The sequence below is a fragment of the Ningiella algicola genome, from assembly GCF_028401415.2.
Taxonomy (GTDB): Bacteria; Pseudomonadota; Gammaproteobacteria; order Enterobacterales; family Alteromonadaceae; genus Glaciecola.
Map to the genome: position 1 here is coordinate 4,505,961 of NZ_CP171821.2, position 18,888 is coordinate 4,524,848.

At 45.1% G+C, this 18,888-nt stretch carries 14 protein-coding genes and 1 pseudogene; 4 read left to right on the plus strand and 11 right to left on the minus strand.

What is annotated here, in order from left to right; genetic code table 11:
• Positions 1–4: 4 nt before the first annotated feature.
• Positions 5–1,531 carry a sodium/proline symporter PutP gene (gene putP, locus PN836_RS19675; RefSeq protein ID WP_395341670.1) on the minus strand — a complete coding sequence of 509 codons (1,527 nt, stop codon included), beginning with the start codon at positions 1,529–1,531 and terminating at the stop codon, positions 5–7.
• Positions 1,532–1,832: 301 nt separating this feature from the next.
• On the opposite strand from putP, the gene PN836_RS19680 reads away from it, so the two are divergent.
• A complete protein-coding gene (locus tag PN836_RS19680; RefSeq protein ID WP_395341673.1) occupies positions 1,833–2,024 on the plus strand; it encodes a hypothetical protein in 192 nt (63 codons plus the stop codon).
• Between the two features lie 425 nt (positions 2,025–2,449).
• Positions 2,450–2,974: a hypothetical protein gene (locus tag PN836_RS19685; RefSeq protein ID WP_395341675.1), complete on the plus strand. Its 525-nt coding sequence runs from the start codon at positions 2,450–2,452 to the stop codon at positions 2,972–2,974.
• Positions 2,975–3,326: 352 nt separating this feature from the next.
• Here PN836_RS19685 and PN836_RS19690 read toward each other — a convergent pair.
• The 3 genes and pseudogenes from PN836_RS19690 to PN836_RS19700 form a co-directional block, all read right to left on the minus strand.
• Positions 3,327–3,605, minus strand: a pseudogene (locus tag PN836_RS19690) (ISAs1 family transposase); the annotation flags it as partial.
• Positions 3,606–3,660: 55 nt separating this feature from the next.
• Entirely contained in the window at positions 3,661–4,362 is a 702-nt protein-coding gene (locus tag PN836_RS19695; protein ID WP_395341677.1) for a DUF3379 family protein, read from the minus strand.
• Positions 4,355–4,867 (minus strand): sigma-70 family RNA polymerase sigma factor, encoded by a 513-nt coding sequence (locus PN836_RS19700; RefSeq protein ID WP_395341679.1) that lies wholly within the window; start codon positions 4,865–4,867, stop codon positions 4,355–4,357. Before PN836_RS19700 ends, PN836_RS19695 begins: the two co-directional genes overlap by 8 nt.
• Before the next feature lie 628 nt (positions 4,868–5,495).
• Here PN836_RS19700 and PN836_RS19705 point away from each other — a divergent pair.
• Complete coding sequence (locus PN836_RS19705) at positions 5,496–8,525, plus strand: choice-of-anchor Q domain-containing protein (protein WP_395341681.1); 3,030 nt, start codon at positions 5,496–5,498, stop codon at positions 8,523–8,525.
• A gap of 43 nt (positions 8,526–8,568) precedes the next feature.
• Here the strand turns inward: PN836_RS19705 and PN836_RS19710 are convergent, their stop codons facing one another.
• On the minus strand, positions 8,569–9,033 hold the full coding sequence (locus PN836_RS19710; RefSeq protein WP_395341684.1) for a hypothetical protein: 465 nt from the start codon (positions 9,031–9,033) through the stop codon (positions 8,569–8,571).
• A 164-nt stretch (positions 9,034–9,197) separates the two neighbouring features.
• On the opposite strand from PN836_RS19710, the gene ltrA reads away from it, so the two are divergent.
• Positions 9,198–10,466, plus strand: coding sequence for a group II intron reverse transcriptase/maturase (gene ltrA / locus PN836_RS19715; RefSeq protein WP_395341189.1), 1,269 nt, complete (start codon positions 9,198–9,200; stop codon positions 10,464–10,466).
• Positions 10,467–10,555: 89 nt separating this feature from the next.
• Here the strand turns inward: ltrA and PN836_RS19720 are convergent, their stop codons facing one another.
• The 6 genes from PN836_RS19720 to PN836_RS19745 are packed head-to-tail and all read right to left on the minus strand — an operon-like array spanning position 10,556 to position 18,852.
• Positions 10,556–12,436 (minus strand): DUF885 domain-containing protein, encoded by a 1,881-nt coding sequence (locus PN836_RS19720; RefSeq protein ID WP_395341687.1) that lies wholly within the window; start codon positions 12,434–12,436, stop codon positions 10,556–10,558.
• A 26-nt stretch (positions 12,437–12,462) separates the two neighbouring features.
• The gene (locus tag PN836_RS19725) at positions 12,463–14,229 is read right to left on the minus strand and encodes a BatD family protein (protein ID WP_395341689.1); all 1,767 of its coding nucleotides are present in this window, start codon (positions 14,227–14,229) and stop codon (positions 12,463–12,465) included.
• Positions 14,229–16,262, minus strand: coding sequence for a vWA domain-containing protein (locus tag PN836_RS19730; protein WP_395341692.1), 2,034 nt, complete (start codon positions 16,260–16,262; stop codon positions 14,229–14,231). The genes PN836_RS19725 and PN836_RS19730 overlap by 1 nt, the downstream gene beginning before the upstream one ends.
• A complete protein-coding gene (locus PN836_RS19735) occupies positions 16,234–17,292 on the minus strand; it encodes a vWA domain-containing protein (protein WP_395341695.1) in 1,059 nt (352 codons plus the stop codon). Before PN836_RS19735 ends, PN836_RS19730 begins: the two co-directional genes overlap by 29 nt.
• Positions 17,285–17,827 carry a DUF4381 domain-containing protein gene (locus tag PN836_RS19740; protein WP_395341697.1) on the minus strand — a complete coding sequence of 181 codons (543 nt, stop codon included), beginning with the start codon at positions 17,825–17,827 and terminating at the stop codon, positions 17,285–17,287. Before PN836_RS19740 ends, PN836_RS19735 begins: the two co-directional genes overlap by 8 nt.
• On the minus strand, positions 17,824–18,852 hold the full coding sequence (locus PN836_RS19745; protein WP_395341699.1) for a DUF58 domain-containing protein: 1,029 nt from the start codon (positions 18,850–18,852) through the stop codon (positions 17,824–17,826). Before PN836_RS19745 ends, PN836_RS19740 begins: the two co-directional genes overlap by 4 nt.
• Positions 18,853–18,888 lie beyond the last annotated feature (36 nt).

The following is an 18,888-nucleotide window of genomic DNA, read 5'->3' on the forward strand; positions in this document are numbered from 1 at the left end:
TATCTTACTTGTTTCCAAATTCAGTGTTCTTTAACTCATTTTTATAATTTGCATAGAGCGCTTCCACTTGTTTATCAGTGCATGGTGCAAGCATGCTTAAGGCATAAATAGCAATAGAACTGATCACAAAGCCTGGAATAATGGCGTACATGGTATTAAATATGCTCTGCGGGTCATCGCTAATAGGAACATATATCCATATCAACACAGTAGCCGCGCCTGAGGCTATTCCGCCAATTGCTGCTCTTTGCGTCATCTTTGACCAGAATAAAGAAAATAGCACTAAAGGACCAAAAGCTGCGCCAAATCCAGCCCATGCATGACTCACCAGAGACAATATTGTTTGATTTTCTCCGAACGCTAAAGCAATGGCCGCTACTGCAACCACCAACACTGAAATACGGCCTACTAAAACTTGCGTTTTCTCAGAAGCCTGAGTATTCAAAAAGCTAACATAAATATCCCGCGTCAGGGAGCTTGAAGTCACTAAAAGCTGTGAGGAAATGGTACTCATAATTGCAGCCAAAATGGCAGCGAGTAAAAAACCACCTATCAGTGGATGAAAAAGCAGTTGCGACAGCACAATGAAAATCGTCTCGCTATCGTCCAGATTTGTGTTGGTTTGGCTGATATAGGCAAGGCCGAAAAGCCCTGTCATTGCCGCACCAAAAAGCGATACTATCATCCAAGACATGCCTATACGTCTGGCAACAGGTATTTGTTTTAAGGAGTTGATTGCCATAAAGCGAACAATAATATGCGGCTGACCAAAATAACCTAAACCCCATGACATTAAAGATATTATGGCAACGAAGCCAAGTGTTTCACCGGTACTGGCATTGGTAAAGAGTTTCAGTAAATTCGGATCGATGCTTGATAAGGCGTCTAGGGTAGAGTTAATACCGCCAAGCTCAAACATCACCACCGTTGGCACCATAACCAATGCGATAAACATGATACAGCCTTGGATAAAGTCGGTTAGGGAAACTGCCATAAACCCTCCGACTAATGTGTACGCGACAACTACACCCGCGGTGATGAATACGCCCCAATAAAAACTGAGTCCAAACGAGCTTTCAAAGAGCTTTCCGCCAGCCACTACGCCTGATGATGTGTACACCGTAAAGAAAATAATAATGACGACGGAGGCCACGATACGCAGTACGTGAGAGTGGTCAAAAAAGCGGTTTTCAAAGAAATCCGGAAGCGTAATTGAGTCGTTTGCCACTTCAGTAAACACGCGAAGACGCGGCGCAACCAGTAAATAGTTAAACCATGCACCGATGCATAAGCCAAACACAATCCAAAGTGATGAGGCGCCGGACAGATACATTGCACCGGGCACGCCCATGAGCATCCAACCACTCATATCGGATGCACCAGCCGATAGCGCTACCACAGGCGCAGAGAGCTTTCGCCCTCCTAATAAATATCCAGACGCACTTTCTTCATTAGTGCGATAGGCATACAGCCCGATGCCAAGCATGGCGATGAAATAAAGCGCGAGAGAAATGTAAGTACCAAACTCCATTAAAACCTCATGTGTTTAGGTGTTTTATTATTCGATCAGTTTTTGCCTGCGGTATGGTAACAGCTTGAGTATAAATCTAAAGGATAGTTAGGAAATCTTTATTTAAAATTAAGGGCTTGTTTTGACTTGTGTCTGATAACCATGCACTGCGGACTTAGCGGAAATTTCTCAGGGTGTAGTATTACATCATCTATAAGGTTTGACATAGTCTTCGCTTCGACCGCGAATGTCTGCTTTGTACAATATATGCGATATGTGGAAATGCGAACATATCATTTTGATGATTCCAATATGAGGTGACATGATGGCGAAAGTCGAACAGACTTTGACTATCAATCGCGCTCGAATCTTGCTTGTTGAAACTTCCGGTTTACCTGAGTACCAATTAACCAGAAATTTCTATCCAAAATGCGGATATACACAAGTTGCTGTGATCCCGGAGTATTACGACGAGGGAGACGATAAAGTAGTTTTTTGGAAATCACTGAAATAATGACCTAGCTACAATCGAGCGGACACTTTTTGATGTCCACTTTGTTCTAATGTAGCGCGTCAACGCAAATCGAAACCTTTGCGCCAATGTGTCAGATTAAATATAAGCGACTACACTCTATTTTGTTAACACCAAGCGACTTTGTCGTATCTTAATTACCAAGCGATTCTGTCGTAATCGCTAATTACCAAGGGCTGATAGATAAGCCTGAGCATTTACCCTCATAGCATCAAATACCCTAGCAATTCACAACTATGAGTAGATCACTAGACCGCGGCTGCAGCAATCCTACTTGTTCTTAATATGTCGGGAGTTTTTACAACTTCACGTGTTGCATTTTTAAGTCTATGATTTTTATTGATTTTAAATTTGGCATAGCTTATGCAAACAGACCCACCAAGTGAATAACGACAAACGAGATGAAAATGAAAGCACTAAAATTTGCTACCTTCGCACTTACCTTTTTAATGTTTAGCAGTGCACAAGCCGCCCTGATCAAGTTTAATGCTACCGGTGTAGTTGGCGTATCTGGATTCGTAGAATTCGACGATAGCACCTTTGATGGTTCAAGCGATCAGTTTTTGTCTAATACCGCCATTACTGACCTGAGCCTGAATGTCTTTGGAGAGGTATTTTCTTTAGCTGACGTTGCTACAGGTGATTCTACTATTATGGATTCAAGCGGCCTATTTCCCATTATTGTAAACGGGGCAGGCAACTTAGCCGACAACGGTAACCTTTCTATCGCATTCTTCCCAGATGGATTTTCAGGCACTGCTTCCGATGGTGATGCGTCATTGAGTACCGGTCCAGGTGGTGCTTTTGCTGATGATGAGTTCTTTGCAGTTAAGTGGGAATTAGACGCGGCTGAAGTTTCTGCACCAAATGCACTATTGCTGCTTGGAAGTGGTCTGTTGTTTCTTTGTGCTAGACGCACCAGAAAAGCGTAAGACAAAAGCCAAACCCTACATAGTGAAAAACGCCTGAAAGCTTTATGCTTTCAGGCGTTTTTTTGCGCTAACTGTTTGCTCTAAAGCTTCGACTGGCGGTGCTCTGGTATTGTTGGCAGTGAAGGGTGAGCCTTGTTTGTCTAGATATGACATTTTTCACATTCGGTAATATCTATGTTAGAGACCCGCTCTTACTAGCCGGCTACCGGCCGCTAAGCCCAACTCATGCCTCTTGCATGATAGGGTTTATCAGACGGTTGTTCCTTATCTGCGAGATCTGCCAGTTTAGGGCTATTTTTTCCACGTTGCGATGCAGTCACCTTCGATTATCGTGCTCGGTGTGCGCACATTTTTCTCGTTCTACTTTGTGGAAATAGGCTTTCACCTCTTTATGCAAGCCGCTCTGATTGCCTTTAAGGGCAATCACATAGTCCGCCTTTTTCGCTGTAATAGTCTGAGTGATAGTTTTTTGGCAGCCCATTTCATCTAGCGTAATGCAGCCGTCTTCGATATCTAATAACTCAAGCAAAGCGGGAATAGCCGTGATCTCATTCGACTTACCGTCGACTTTTTGCTGCCCTAATACCAAACTATGCTCACAGCTCCACGCACTAACCATATGAAGGGAATTACAAAAAAGCCCCCTTAATCTGATTAGCAGGGGGCTAATATTCTTACTGCGAAGCTTAGATAGAGAACGAAAGCAAACGCTGCGCTTTTTCTTTCAAAGACGTGACTTGCTCACTATCTTCACCCACAACAATGACTTTTGCAGATTCTAGGAAAAACGAAGCACCTGAGTATTGTTCATTACTGAATGATTCATCAACTGTTTCTGTGATTTGTGACGGCAAAACAAACAGGCTTGAGAGTCCGTTTTCGCCTTTAATAATTAAATGCAGGCTCTTTATGGAATCAAGGTAGCAATAATTGGCTGAAACAATGTCGCCCATACCTTCTTCCACACTGCCATTGTAGGTCGCTAGTTTGTCATTCACCATCGCAAGATCAACTGGCGAATCACCCTTCACTTCATACTCTACATGAGACATGTGTGCGAAAACGTCAGCGGTCAAGTCACTGTCTGACTGCGTCACAACGCCTACAGTGAGCAGGCTTGCTAATACAACCGACGCGGCCATTGCAAAATACCAAGGTCTGCGCTGTTTTTGTTCTTTGTAGTCTTTCATCGACTGACGCAAAATAAGTTTATCCGCTAAGTCATCAGGTACAGGCACGTCCATTGCCTGCTCTAAAGATGCTTCCATTGCTCTTATTTCTTCCCAAAAAGCTTGCTTCTTTGGATCTTGCTTGGCGGCCTCAACAACCTCTGGGTCTTGTGTGTAAGGGTCAGCATAAATAGTACGTCTAAATGTAATCTCATCCATTTGACTGCGCTCCGAAACGGGTGTCTTTTGTCATAATCTCTTTAATTTGACTGCGCGCTCTAAACAGGCGAGTCATTACCGTATTTTTGTTTAAGTCTAGTTGCTGGGCAATTTCATCGCCGCTAAAACCCATAATCACTTGCATAACTAAAGGCTCTCGATATTCGTCACTTAAAGAAGCAATAGCCCGACGTAAGTCTCTGTTTTGAGCATTTCCATCGCTCGTTGCGACCGGGTCTGCTACGCTAACATCGTCTATATCGACTAAATCAAATTGTTTGCGCTCAAAGCGCCTAGCGTTTTCGCGCCTTAGTATGGTGATTAACCACGATTTAGCGGCCGATTCGTCCTGTAGTGAGTCTAATGATTTCCATGCGCGAAGGAAGGTCTCTTGTACCACGTCTTCGGCGATGGCCCTGTCTCTAATAAGCCAAACTGCATAGCGAAATACATCAGCGTGCAATGCTTTCACTAAGGCTTCATATCTTCGTTGTTTTGTCATCATATCTGTAGAGACCGAGGACTCAGTGTTTTTATTTCCCAACATTTTTAAAAAACTCACTTTTCTTGTGAAATATCTCACGCGAAATACTGGCATCGCTGAATATTAATCCCAATAGATTCTGCTAAGTATAGGTGTAATGCCTAGAATGTATATCTCAAATTGCTTCTTAAAAGGTGCCCAAGCATGACCTGAGGCAAGAAACAGAACAAAATTCCTTATGCAATTGTAAACGCACGATATAGTCTGCTGAAATAGCTCGCCTGCTTAATATAAACAAATAATTATTGTAATAGCCTCATCGCCGCAATAAGTTTAGACAAAAGCAAAACTCTTATCAGTACGTAAATATTGACCTACTACTCAAGTATGAGTCATGGCGACAACAAAATTCCATAAAGTCAGGATAATCAAAAATAATACAACGCCGAAATAATTATAGAAATTAGCGATATTTTTATAGCAGCACCACTAAGTCCTGTATACAGTTTATTAACATTTATTTTACGTTGGCCGCTTTGATACATTGTGCGCCATAAATAAGTGATGAGATGAGTCGCTTTACGCCTTAAGCCCTCATATTAATGACATAAAGTTTAGCCTCTAGTTTCTAAGGGCTTTGGATACTTACATGAACACGCCAAAAACCACCTCACTCAAAGTATTGCTTTGTTTATTTTTAATTTGTTGTTTATCTCCTTTGCAGGCCTCAAACCGTGGCCCGGTAATTTGGGATGAAGCGAACGAAACCATCACTACCGACACTGGCGAAGCCTTTATCGGCGTAGACTTTTTTATTGATATTTATGATATCGCAGATATGAAAGCCAAAGAGAGCGACTATGAGGCATACCTGAAAGACCTCATCACTGAAAACGACGCTAATGTTGTTCGCATAGCGCCCTGGATGGGATACTGGGAAGATATCGATAGCAGCTCTTATTGGTATGATACTCATTTAAATGATTTGAGCTACGCGATTGGTAAAGTGGTGCAGTGGGCGGATGAGCTTAACGCATATGCTGTCATCTCTTATGGGCCAATGTCTGACTATGTGCGTGCAAACGCTTTTTTTGACGATGTAGCAGTGGGATATAGTTCAGATACACACGTTTTATTTGAAGTCACGTCCAATCCTGATATTAGCCTTTCTAGACTCAAGCTCGACAGAGTTGATTCACATTTAGCAAACGTGGCGCCCAATACTCACGTAATTTATGAACCAACGCGTCAGTGGGAGAGAAGGCGTCAGGCCGATCAGTTCAGAAAATACGGCGCGATTACGTTTCCAGAGCGGGTGGCAACTGCAGGTGCTGTGGCCGATTATATTGACAGTTTAGTTCCCGCTATTGACTACGTCATTGAAACGACATTACCCGCAACCACGTCTAACCGTTGGGACAGTGTTTCGGGTGTAGCCTTAGATGAAACCTTATCAACAGCTGACTTTGACAGCCTTACGTTTGAAATTAAGGCGCAAATACCGCAAAGCTACTGGGTCTATTTACGTGATTCAGGTAATAACGATTTGGGTGCACACTACAACACCTATACTGGAGACGCGTGGAATACGGTTACTTTAAATAGCAGTGATTTTGGCACTTTGGGCAGCGGTGAAATTGCTAGCGTGCAGTTCTTTATTGGAAACGATCCAAGTTACGATGATCATTCGGGTAACGTATTCTATTTTGATAATTTGTCACTTTCCGACGGCTCTGTGCAATATAGCGAAGCGCTAGGCGCGGTAGATGAAGCAGGAAGCGGTTGGACAAGCGTTGGATATAATCAAGACTCGGTCAGTATTACCCGCGAGTTAGCCGATAATCCGGTAACGATTGGTTATGCATACAAAGCAGAACTAAACGTTGCTAGCCCAGCGAACCGTTGGGATAGTGTACCGGCGCTTATATTGGAAAATTCATTCGCGCGTGATGATTTCGAAAGCATTTCGTTTGATGTGAAAGCTGATACAAATCAAGGCTTCTGGGTGTATTTGCGAAATGGCAACAGTAAAGACGCCTTAAACCATTTCAGCACTTACGCATTTGAAGAGTGGACGCGTATTACACTTTCAAAATCAGACTTTGGCGAATCCAGCGGCTGCACAGATGACGGCGATTGCAATATATCAGAGCTGCATTTCTTTATTGGGTATGATGCGAGTAATGACTCTACACCAGAAAACGCTTTCTACTTCGACAATATTGTTGTCACAAGCTCAAGTGGCGAAGAGCAGGGCGAACGCGGCGCAACAGATGCAGTAGGCACAGGCTGGTTTGAAAAGGGTTATGGCATTACTGGAAGTATTGTTGAGCGCATAGAAGAGGGCGATAACACCACTCCCCCTCTCACCGAAGTGCTCTATGACATTGAATATGCGCGAATCGGTGGCACAGACTATTACGTCTCTCCTGAAGGTAACGATAGCAATGATGGTCTTACTATTGAAACTGCGGTTTTAACGCCACAAGTAGGCGCAGATAAGCTTAGCGCTGGCGACAAACTTATTGTAATGCCTGGGGAGTATTACACGCCAGGTTACGGCACAAGTATCAGCATTAGTGAGTCAGGTACACCCGATAATTGGATCAGCATTGAAGCCTTCGAACCCGGCACGGCTCATTTCATTGTGAGAGGACCCTACGGCGTCGTCGCAGATGGTGCAGCTTATCTTCGTGTGAAAGGACTCAAAATAAGCGGATTGGCAGATACCTTGACGCCCGATGAAGCTGAGGCGCTTCGTGAGGTCAATTGGTACGCCGAGGGCTTAGTAGGTGTGGGTATTGGCACCGAGTCGCGAGAAGTCGACGGTACTTATTATTATCCACACCACTTGATCATTGAAGATAATCACATTTTCAATATGTCTGCCGGCGGCATTGCAATGAAACGTGCGGACTACATTTTGATCAAAGGCAACTTGGTGCATAACAACGCCTATTACAATGTTTGGGCGCCAAGCGGCATTTCGGTATGGGAAAACCACAATCATGACGACGCGACAGACAAGTATCGTACAGTAATTACGGGCAATATATCGTACGGCAATTACAACTACTTTAATTTCTACGCAAGTAGTTCGCCTGAACTCCAAGAAACGGTCACCGACGGTAATGGCATTATCATCGATGCCCTTGCCATTGACCAAGGTTACACTGGCGATGGTTTGGTGGGTATTTACAGTGGACGTACATTGATTGAAAACAACATCACTTACAACAACGGTGGTCGCGGTATCAATCTGTATGCCTCTGACAATATCGATATTATTCACAACGTGAGCTATAACAATTCTCAGCATCCGGATATTGGCAGCGAATCGGTCTTCGGTAATGTGAAGAATGTGCGTATGTACAATAATATTCTGTACGTAGATGCAGGTGAAAATACCTTTGAAGAATACTTATCATCGAACATTGATGTTAGTCACAACATCATTGTCAAAGACGGCGAGTTTACTGACGACGATCGTCTAGGTTTGGCTTCAGACACCATTTACGACTCTGCGCAGTTTGTTGATGAACTTAACTTTGATTTTAATCTTATGCCAAGTTCACCAGCAATTGATGCGGGCACGGATATCTTGAAGTCTTTTGAGGATATCAACGGTATACCACGCCCGCTCGGTGGAGCTGCAGATATAGGTGTGTACGAGCAGTAGTCCTTACTGGAAAGCTTAGTCTTCCTGGGTTTTCAGTGTATGCTCATAAAAAAGGCTTAAGCAATTTGCTTAAGCCTTTTTTGTGGTGCGCCAAGTATGGCGCGTAGCGCCTTAATGGTGCTGTTCTGATACGCATGGTGGCGATCAGATGACTTGGTGGTGAAAGTCCACTATTAGCCCGACAAGGGGAATAATTAGCTGAACGGCAAGGGTGTTCATCGTGAGGTGAAATCTGAAGAAAGCCGAAAGCAAAGCACTGGCCTGACGAACAGGAATCGTATATGAGGCGGTCGCAGTGGGTGAGAAGGCCATTATCTTCAAAGCCCAATACTTGTCCAGAAACTGCGGACGTAGATACGGCGGGCATAAGTGTGAAGGTCACGCGCATTACCTTGGGAGGTCTGTTTATCTGCCACTGGCTATTAATATCGAGAGGTATTGAGATGGGTAAACAGAAGTCAGCCGAGGCCATAGTAGGTTGATTGCCGTCAACTGAAGGGCTGAACATGTTAAATGGTTTGAGAGCCAAGTGCTCGATGAGGGTAGAAGGAGCAGAAACAGCTACTGAGATATAGCTGATTATCGCCAAGGGGTGCAGACAGTATCTGCAAGAGTAGGTGAATAAGGCTTCAAGCCACGCGGCGCACAAGGATTTACTCTCATGAGGAGACGATGACCTTACTCGAAAAGATACTATCAAGACCTAATATGCAAGGTGCTTATCAGCGAGTTATGCGCAATAAAGGGGCGGCAGGAGTTGACGGTATGAGTGTAGATGCGCTTAAAGCGTATCTGCAAACACGCTGGCAAGACCACAAAGCCGATTTATTGGCAGGGCGTTATTGTCCACAAGCGGTGCTTAAGGTGAGTATTCCTAAAGCAGGCGGTGGGCAACGCGAATTAGGCATCCCAACGGTGTTGGACAGATTGATTCAGCAAGCGATACATCAGGTATTAAGTCCTATATTTGAGGAGCAGTTCTCAGAGAATAGTTATGGATTTAGGCCGCATCGCGATGCAGGGCAAGCTGTTCAACAAGCGCGAGCCTATATCGAGGAAGGTTATAGATGGGTGGTCGATATCGACTTGGAGAAGTTCTTCGACAATGTTAATCACGACATATTGATGTCGAGAATAGCGCGCCATGTCAAGGATAAAGCGGTGCTTAAACTCATTCGTGCTTATCTGAGGGCAGGTGTGTCACAGAATGACAAAACCAGTCAACGGGTGATGGGGACACCTCAAGGTGGACCATTATCGCCGTTACTGTCGAACATCATATTGACCGACTTAGATAGAGAGCTTGAGCGCCGAGGGCATAAGTTCTGTCGCTATGCTGATGACTGTAATATCTACGTCAAAAGCGAGCGTGCAGGACATCGTGTATTGAAAAGCGTGACGAGTTTCTTAGAGAGCACCTTAAAATTAAAGGTGAACAAAGAGAAAAGTGATGTGGGTCGACCGTGGCAACGAAAGTTCTTGGGGTATAGTGTCTGTCATCGCAAGCAAAATGTTCGATTGCGAATAGCGCCTGCGGTGCAAATGCGTTTTAAAAAGGACGTAAAACATACACTGCGCAGTGCAAGAGGATGGTCAATTCACCGTACGGTGGAAAAACTGAACCTGAAACTGCGAGGCTGGATAACTTACTTCCGACATATAGACGTCAAAAAGGTACTTCTTGACTTGGATGGCTGGCTTCGCCGACATCTACGCAAGATTTTATGGCGTCAATGGAAACGTGTTCACACACGCATTAAGAGACTAATCGCATTGGGTATTGATGAAGCGAGGGCGGCGACAAGCGCGACGAATGGCAGAGGACCTTGGTTCAACTCAGGGGCTTCTCACATGAATCAAGCACTACCTAAAAAGTTCTTCGACAGCCTAGGTTTAATATCATTAATGGACTATTATCATCGTCTCAAGTATTTAACATGAACCGCCGTGATACGGAACCGTACGTCCGGTGGTGTGAGAGGACGGAGAGTGTAAACTCTCCTCCTACTCAATTCTTCTGATAAATCAACTCATGCTTGGTTTTCAGCAACCCACTGGTCTATTTTTTCTTCAAGAATGTTCAATGGAATAGGGCCGTACATCAATACTTGGTCATGAAAACCTGCATAGCTAAAGTTATCGCCTAGCTGTGCTTTAGCTTTGTCACGTAATTCCATGATTTTTAGCTTGCCAATCATATAAGCCGTAGCTTGACCGGGTAGTGCAATATACCGCTCTATGGCCTTTACAGCATCATTTTCGGGATTGGGTGTATTGGTAATCAAGTAATCAATCGCCTTTTCTCGTGACCACTGCATATCATGAATGCCAGTATCGACCACTAACCGACAAGCACGCCATAATTCCATTGCGAGGCGTCCAAAGTCAGAATATGGGTCTTGGTAAAAGCCCATATCTTTGGCCAGCTCTTCGGTGTAGAGTCCCCAACCTTCGGTATACACGGTAAACGAAACATACTTTTGAAATTCAGGAATGCCCTCTAGCTCTTGCGCGATTGCGCGCTGCATGTGATGCCCTGGAATACCCTCATGATAGGCAAGCGCCTCCATTTGATAGGTAGGCATGCTGCGCATATCGTACAAATTTGCATAGTATGTTCCGGGCCTTGAGCCATCTCTTGACGGAGATTGATAAAATGCTTTGCCAGCCGATTGTTCTCTAAATGCTTCGACGCGTTTGATAATCATATCGGCTTTTGGGGTAAGTCCAAAGTACTCTGGAATTTTCGCTTCCATGATATCAATGTATTCTTTCGCTTCGCGCATGTAGCGCTGACGATCTTCCTCGGTGTTTTGGTAATAGAACTGGTCGTCCTCTCGCATAAACACAAAAAACTCTTGCAGGCTGCCTTCAAAATTTACCTGTGTCATGATTTCACGCATTTGCTCGTGAATTCGCTGTACATGTTCAAGCCCCAGTTTATGTACCTCAAGCGCGTTTAAATCAGTCGTAGTAAACCATTCTAGGCGGTTTTGATACCATTGCTTTCCTTTCGCTAAACGCCAAACTCCATCACCTTCGGGCGACAGCTTTTGTTGTTCGCTAAGCACTTCTATAAGCTTCTCATAGGCGGGCTTGACGCTTTGGTTCAGGGCATCTTCGGCACGAGCAACCAGGCCGCTGATCTCGGCATTGGATATCCCTAGCGCATCTAATTTGGATTTGAAATCCGCAAGGATGCTGGAATCTTCAGATGATTCAGCAAAGGGATTGCCTTTAATCACGTTGTCTGCGGCTTGAATCATCTGGTCATATGCCCAGCGAGGTGGAAATGTGCCCGCTTCTTCACGCAGTTTTAATTGTGCAAAAACCTGCTCAAACAGCGGCTTCACTTTCTCTAATCGCGAAATGTAATCCTCCGCATCCTCAATTGAATTGATGCGATGAATATTTATGAGAAAACTCGGCACGCCTGTATGCCAACCGCGAAATTGGTTCATCACGTAAGTGTTAAGACGAAATTCATCATTTGCCAAGCGTCTGTTAAGGTCAGTTTGATAAATGCGCAGGCTTAAGCGCTCTTGCTCAGACAACTCGTCGAGCTTAAACACCTTAGAGCGCGCTAGCCGCTCTTTCATCAGTGCAACTCTGGCCTCCTGCGCTTCGGGTGACACATCATCCCATTTATCATAATCCCATTTAAGCCCTAAACGGCTTTGTCGCATGGGAGACATTTCAAGATCTTGCTGAAATGAGTCTTCAAAAAACTTGGCTAGCTTTTGTGATTCGCTAGCGTTTTCATCCAATACTGTTTCGCGTTGCACTTGCTTAGAACCGCTAGCTTGTTTGCCTTGAGTTGCCGTGTCGTCGTTTTGCTTTGTGCATGCGCCCAATGTCATCGAGATGGCAATGCAGGCCGCTGATAGTATAAATGCTTTGTTACTTCTCATATCGTTCCCAAGATTTTTGCTTATCGTCAGTGGATAGGATACATACTAGTATGCTTTTGCATATCACGCGTGTTTTGGAGCTTATCTCTTACTGCATTCAGTTGCGTTTTGAAGTCTTGTATTGAGTCGGGATGGCTGTCTTTGCTTTGTGAATATTGTGACGCAAGCGTTTCATTGTAGGTCCTTGCGGCATCCTCAGCTTTTAGCTGTCTAAATGCTGCGTTGATTGAATGGATGTCTTTGTTAAGTATCAAGCTCAACCAATTGCGCAAACACAGCTGCAGCCGTGCATGGTTATTGCTATCTATTGCATCGCCAAGCTTCAACCATGCATCCTGTTCGTTAGCGACCAGCGACACCTTTGCAGCACTTTGTTCTTCGACGGGGGGAGTATTTCTTCGGTATTGATATGCGTTTCGCATGTAAAGCATTATCAGCGACAGTATTACAAGTGCCAGCATGAGAATGATATGCAAAAGGTCTAAGCCAAATAGCACAATAGGGAAGCGCGATGTGTCTGTATAACCTCGTTCGGTTCCCGAGCCTGTTTGTATCGCTTCATCAAATACCGATGCACTCATATCTTCGTTCATAATGTCGGGTGTTGTGACGCCAACTGTTGCAGCCGGGGCAACTACATTTATTGTACGAGCGGGTAGGGTGGCAAATCGCGTTTCTCCTGAATTGACATCAAACCAGGGTACCGATATTTCTGGAAGAACAAAGCTTCCCACTTCGCTTGGGATAATTGCTGTGCTCTGCACTAGTTGGGCAATCAATCGATTGTTTCTTTCCACGGTGGCTTTTTCAGCCTGCTCGGGATAGGTTTTAAAACTGGGGTGGTAACGTGGCTCAATCATAGGCAACTGCTCTTCAATCAAGCCAAGCGCAGTTAGTGTGACCGTTCGCGTAATCGGCTCTCCCTGAACGAAATTATCGTTTGAACCTTGCCATTCTTCGTCGATTTGCACTTGCTCACTGGGAAGCCATGTGTATTGGTAGCTCTCTGGTATCGGTTTTACAATAATGTTTTGCGGCGGCGCGACTCGGCTAATCGTTTTGCTACGATTAAAAAATGCAAAGCTCTGACGCGTATTGCTCAATACCTCAGCTTGGAATACCGGACCATCAATGGTGTATACACCACTGGCTTGAGGAAGCACCGCAAAATTGCGTTCAATGACGCGATATCGTACACCGTTTAATAATTCTTGATATTCGCTGTCTTCACCAAGCTGTTCAATCACGGCGCCATCTAGCACCGGCTCAGACAGGCTACCGCGCTGAATATCCCCGGCAAGATAAATTTTTACCGTGTAAAGCACCTGCTGTTGTAAAAATACTTCATCTGATGTCACGCTCGTAGTAACGAAAAAATCGCGCGGTTGAGCTTGTGTGGCTTGACCTACAGGCAAGACATCCATAATGATTGGTGCGCTCGCCTGACCATCTATAGCAAAGCTAGGAATGGTCAGCTTGCCCTCTCTTCGCGGGAATAATTGCAATGTCCAACTGATGGTTTGGGTGCGGTTAAAATTGATGATTTGAGTCGATTGACTCACTGAAGGCTGACTGACTCTAAAATCTTGTGTCAATACAGAAAAGTCAATTGCGTCTCTGTCGGCGTCTCCGGTGGCGCTAACTTGCAAAGTGACCGCTTCATCGGCAAGAATTGGATTTTTGCTCACAGACGCAGTTAGTTCGCTTACTTGCGCAAGAGCATGCCAAGTGCTGAAACAAAACATCAATGCAGTAAGTTGTAAGACTCGATTAAATGTAAGTGATGTGTACATTACCATTCCTGCTCTTGGGTTTGAGGCGGACCATATTGCTTGCGTCTTTGAGCCTCAATCATCATTTTTCGTTGTAATAAAAACGCCGGATCATCGGGCACTTTGTTCATTAGCATTTGCATACGCTGCATTTGTTCTCGTTCTTCTGGTGTCAGGTCACTCTCTCTGATTGCCTGCACACTACCTGTCTCAGCGTCCTGCTCTTGTTCTTCCGCTTGTGCATTTTGCTCCCCGGAAGATTGACTTTCCTGTTGCTCCTGATCTTGTTCCTGCTCGCCAGCTTCCTCGTCATCAGGACTGCGCTCAGCGTTAGATTGCTGTTGGTCAGCTTGTTCGTTTTGCCCAGTTTGGCTGTCATCGTTTTGTTGAGCATCCGATTCGCTTTCGCTTTGTTGGTTTTGTTCTTGCTCCTGCTCCAGTTGAGACTGCTCACCGTCTTGGGACTCACCACTGTTTTGCTGGTCCTGTGACTGTTGCTCTTCGGATGATTGGTCTTGTGATTCTTGATCCTGGTTTTGCCCATCTTGCTGTTGATTTTCTTGCTGCTGCTGTTGCTCCAGTAAATCCTCCACAATGGCTTTGTTGCGGGCCGCATCTTCATGATCAGGGTTTACGTTAAGCACTTTGTTATAGGCATCAATTGCTTTTTGGAATTGACCAAGTTTTGCCAGTGCATTGCCTTGATTATAGATGCTGTCGAGCCCATCGCTTTGTTGATACAGGGATAAAGCGCTTTCATAATCACCTGCTTTATATGCCGCCGCAGCCCGCCAGTTCGTATCGCGAAACAGGCTTTGCGCCTTATCAAATTCTGCAGATTCATAAGCCCGTTTAGCCCGTTGGTCTTGATTTAAAAACGCATCACGAAAGGCTCTACCCAAAGCGCTGCCCGCACTTTCTTGAGGACCTTTTGTATTTGCGCTTTGCCCTACAGAAGTATCCGTTTCTTGCGCAAGCGCACTGTTGTGCGGTGGCATCGTGAATAGGAAAACACTGAGGCACAGCGAAAACAAAAGGCCTTTTCTGAATAATAAGGCGCAAATAGGCAGCAATAGGAGTACCAAATAGATGCCCGCATCCTCATATGCATCTCCCGTGCTCTCTTGCGTTTGTTCCTGCCTTACTTGTTCCAACCGATTACTGGTTAACAGCATAGACTCTATATCGCTTGCGTTAATACTCATGCGAGTAAACCTCGCGTTTGAGGGACTGAGCGCTTGTCTAAGTTGAGCAGCGTCAAGCTGAGGAATGACAATTGCGCCTCGATTGTCTTTCAATAGACTACCGTCGCTAAGTCGAATCGGAGCACCTTCTTCGCTGCCAATTAACAACGCAGAAAATTCAAATGGACTGTCATTGATGAAGTCGCGAATTGGCTTAACATCGATATTCTCAATGCCGTCGGTTATCCAATAAATATGCCCATACTGATAGCCAGCGCCTTCGAGTAAGGCTTGAGCTTGCTGTAAACCGGCGATGGGATTGCTGCCATCGCTTGGCATGATCTCAGGGCTTAGTGCGGGAATGAGATTTTCTAAATTGCTAATATCTTGGGTCAACGGACTGATGGTGAAGGCGTCAGATGCATAGGCAACCAAACCCACTTCACCGTCGTTAACTTCCTGAATTAAATCAATGGCTTTAAACTTTGCACGGGCTAGGCGACTTGGACTTACGTCGGTGGCGCGCATGGATAGAGACATATCCATAACTAGAACGCGGCCAGAGTCGGTTTGATACACTGGTTGCGGTAACTTCTGCCAAGCGGGACCCGCTAAGGCAAAACAGCCAAGTGTCAGGGCAATCATGAGCCAAATATAGGCTTGTTTGCTTTGTTTATTACCCTTTGACGCAATTAAAACGCTATGTAAATGAGCGGGTAAGATATGTTGCCATCGGCTGTTAGCCATTTTGACTCGCATCCATATATAGCTCACTGCAATAACCAGCGGTACCATCACCAGTGCCCAAGGTCGAATGAAGTGAAACGATGTCATGATCCCGTCAAGCATAATCACCTCGTTTCTTGTCATTGGGTGAGGGTTTTTGTCCTGTCGGCTTCTGGGTGTTTTTTAAACTTAAGACTTTCCTTTTCAACACACTGGCGAATATCGCAGTAAGCACAATAGAGATGGCAGCGCCTAAGGGGTAATAAAATAGTGCAGTTTGAGGCCGCATTTTCTGAGAGCTTCCTTCGACAGGCTCCAGACTATCCAGCAATTGGTAAATACTAACAAGCTCCTGAGTGTCGCGTGCTCTGAAGTACTGCCCTCCGGTTTCTCTGGCAATGTTGCTTAACATGCGCTCGTCCAAATCTTGTGATGGGTTAATCACTCTGCTGCCAAACAAGCTGCTTACTACCTGCTCATCAGCCCCTACACCAATGGTATACACGGTGACTTTATTGGCCTTTGCTAATGAAAGTGCTTGCTCGGGAGTGATGTTTCCGGCTGTGTTTTGGCCATCAGTTAGCAAAACAAGCACGCGGTTAGACTCTTCTTTTTCGCTAAACCGCTTTACGGCAAGCCCAATTGCGTCACCAATGGCGGTGCGCTCACCCACTAATCCAATGACGGTTTCGTTTAAAAGCGTTCGAACCGTTTCTCTGTCGTAAGTCAGGGGTGCTTGAAGATATGCGGTATCAGCAAATAAAATCAATCCAAGCCGATCGCCAACGCGTCTTTCGATAAAGTCTTCGAGCACGTATTTGATCATCGTGAGACGGTTGACTTCACGAGCGTTTATGCGCATATCAGCCTGCTTCATACTGCCAGACAAATCCACTGCAATCATTAAGTCTCGGCCTTCATTAGGAATTGCAACCGCGTCACCTAACCACTGCGGACGTGCAGAAGCGCTCACAATAAGCACCCAAATGAGGTAAGCAAGGATACTGATGGCCACACTGGGTTTTGCGCTGCGTTTTTGCGAATAAGATAGACTGTGCAATGCGGGCACTTTTAGTGCAGCCGACTGGTTACCCTGTTTTGCAGGCAACAAATAGCGTAATAAAAAAGGCAGCGGCAGCAACAAAAAAGCTAAGGGCCAAACGAATTCAAACACTGTTTGCCTCCTTAGCATTTACCGCAGGATTCTTCATATTCTTTGTGACTATTGCCTGCGCTTTTGGTGGTAAGCAAAGTGCCATCCATTCCATCGCAGCATTATGTATTAACTGATTATCAGGCAAGTCAATTCGTTGATCATATTGCCAATTCGCTAGCGCGATAAGCGTCTCAATTGTCTCGTTAGAAGCGCTTCGTTTTTTCCTCAAAGAATATTGATCATGAATAAAGTCCTGCCATGCCGTTGACGACATTTGCAATACGTTTTCTTCAGGGAGGTAAGCTTGCACCGACTTTTTCAGCACTTGATGGATTTGTGCTTTGGCGTTCGCATCTTTGAGATCAATGGACGCCATGGTTACTAAACTGTCCTTTTTAGCCGCAAGTCGTCGCTTCCGGCGCATTATTTGCCATAGCGTCAGCGCAAGGGCAAGGATAATCAGCGCCGCTGCAATCCAGTAACCCATCGCCAGCGGCCATACGGAAATGTTATCTGGCGTTCGAATATCGGCGAGTTGGTCAAGCGGGTTCATATTACTTCCCCCACTTCGAAACCTCTTTTGTGAGCAACTAACTGCTTATCAAGCGCTACTCCTGCGCTTACTAAGCGTGGTTTGATACGGGCTTTTGCAAAGTTATTTTTAAGAAAGTCGAGTCGAGAACGGTGTTGCTGCTCGTAGTGTTTGCCGTAGTCGGCGTCACCAAGCAGCACGCTGCCTTTACGCTCACCGTCGGTAACATTTAAGCTTTGCACAGACTCAGTGTGCGGTAGCGATTGCTCGAATGAATCTTGCACTAAGCTCACTTTAATTTCGCAATGGCGACTAATATCACCCATTAATGCAAAATGTGACTCAGTAAGCTGGCTTCCGTCAGTGATAATGTGAATGAGGCTGCCGGGTTTGGCTAAAAAATGCATGCGTTGGAGTGCAGACATGCATGCCGATTCAGCACTTGCCTTATCGGTGTCATTTATTTGTGTGGAATCTGTATTCATAAATTCGCGCGCGATGTAAGTATTTTGTACTTTAGACACTGAATGTAAAAAATGGAGCGCATTTTTGGTTTGAGCCCGTGGTTTACACTCAACATCTTGATAGTTGTTAAATACAATGCCACCCAGTTTGTCGCCACGACCAACCGCTGCCCATGCAACCAACGCTGCAATATGCGCTGCCTGAACGGCTTTAAATAAAAGCTCAGTACCAAACTGCATGCTTGGCGACAAGTCTACAAACAAAAATACCGGGCGCTCTCGCTCTTCTCGAAAAATTTTTGTGTGGGTGCGACCAGTGCGCGCCGTGACACGCCAGTCGATACTGCGAATGTCATCGCCCGGTTGATAGTGCCGAGCTTCGTCAAACTCCATTCCGCGCCCTTTAAACAGCGAACGCTCAGCACCTGCCAATTGACTCATGGCACGTGAGCTTGGAGACAAAGAAACCATATGCGCAAGGGATTTAAAGCGCACCAATTCCGGCATTGACACATGAATACCATCGCTTTTTAAATGTGCCAATCTGGCTTGCACTGAATCGTCTGTTTGCGTTGTAATCATGACTCGTTAATTAACATAAGTATAAAAGAGCTATCA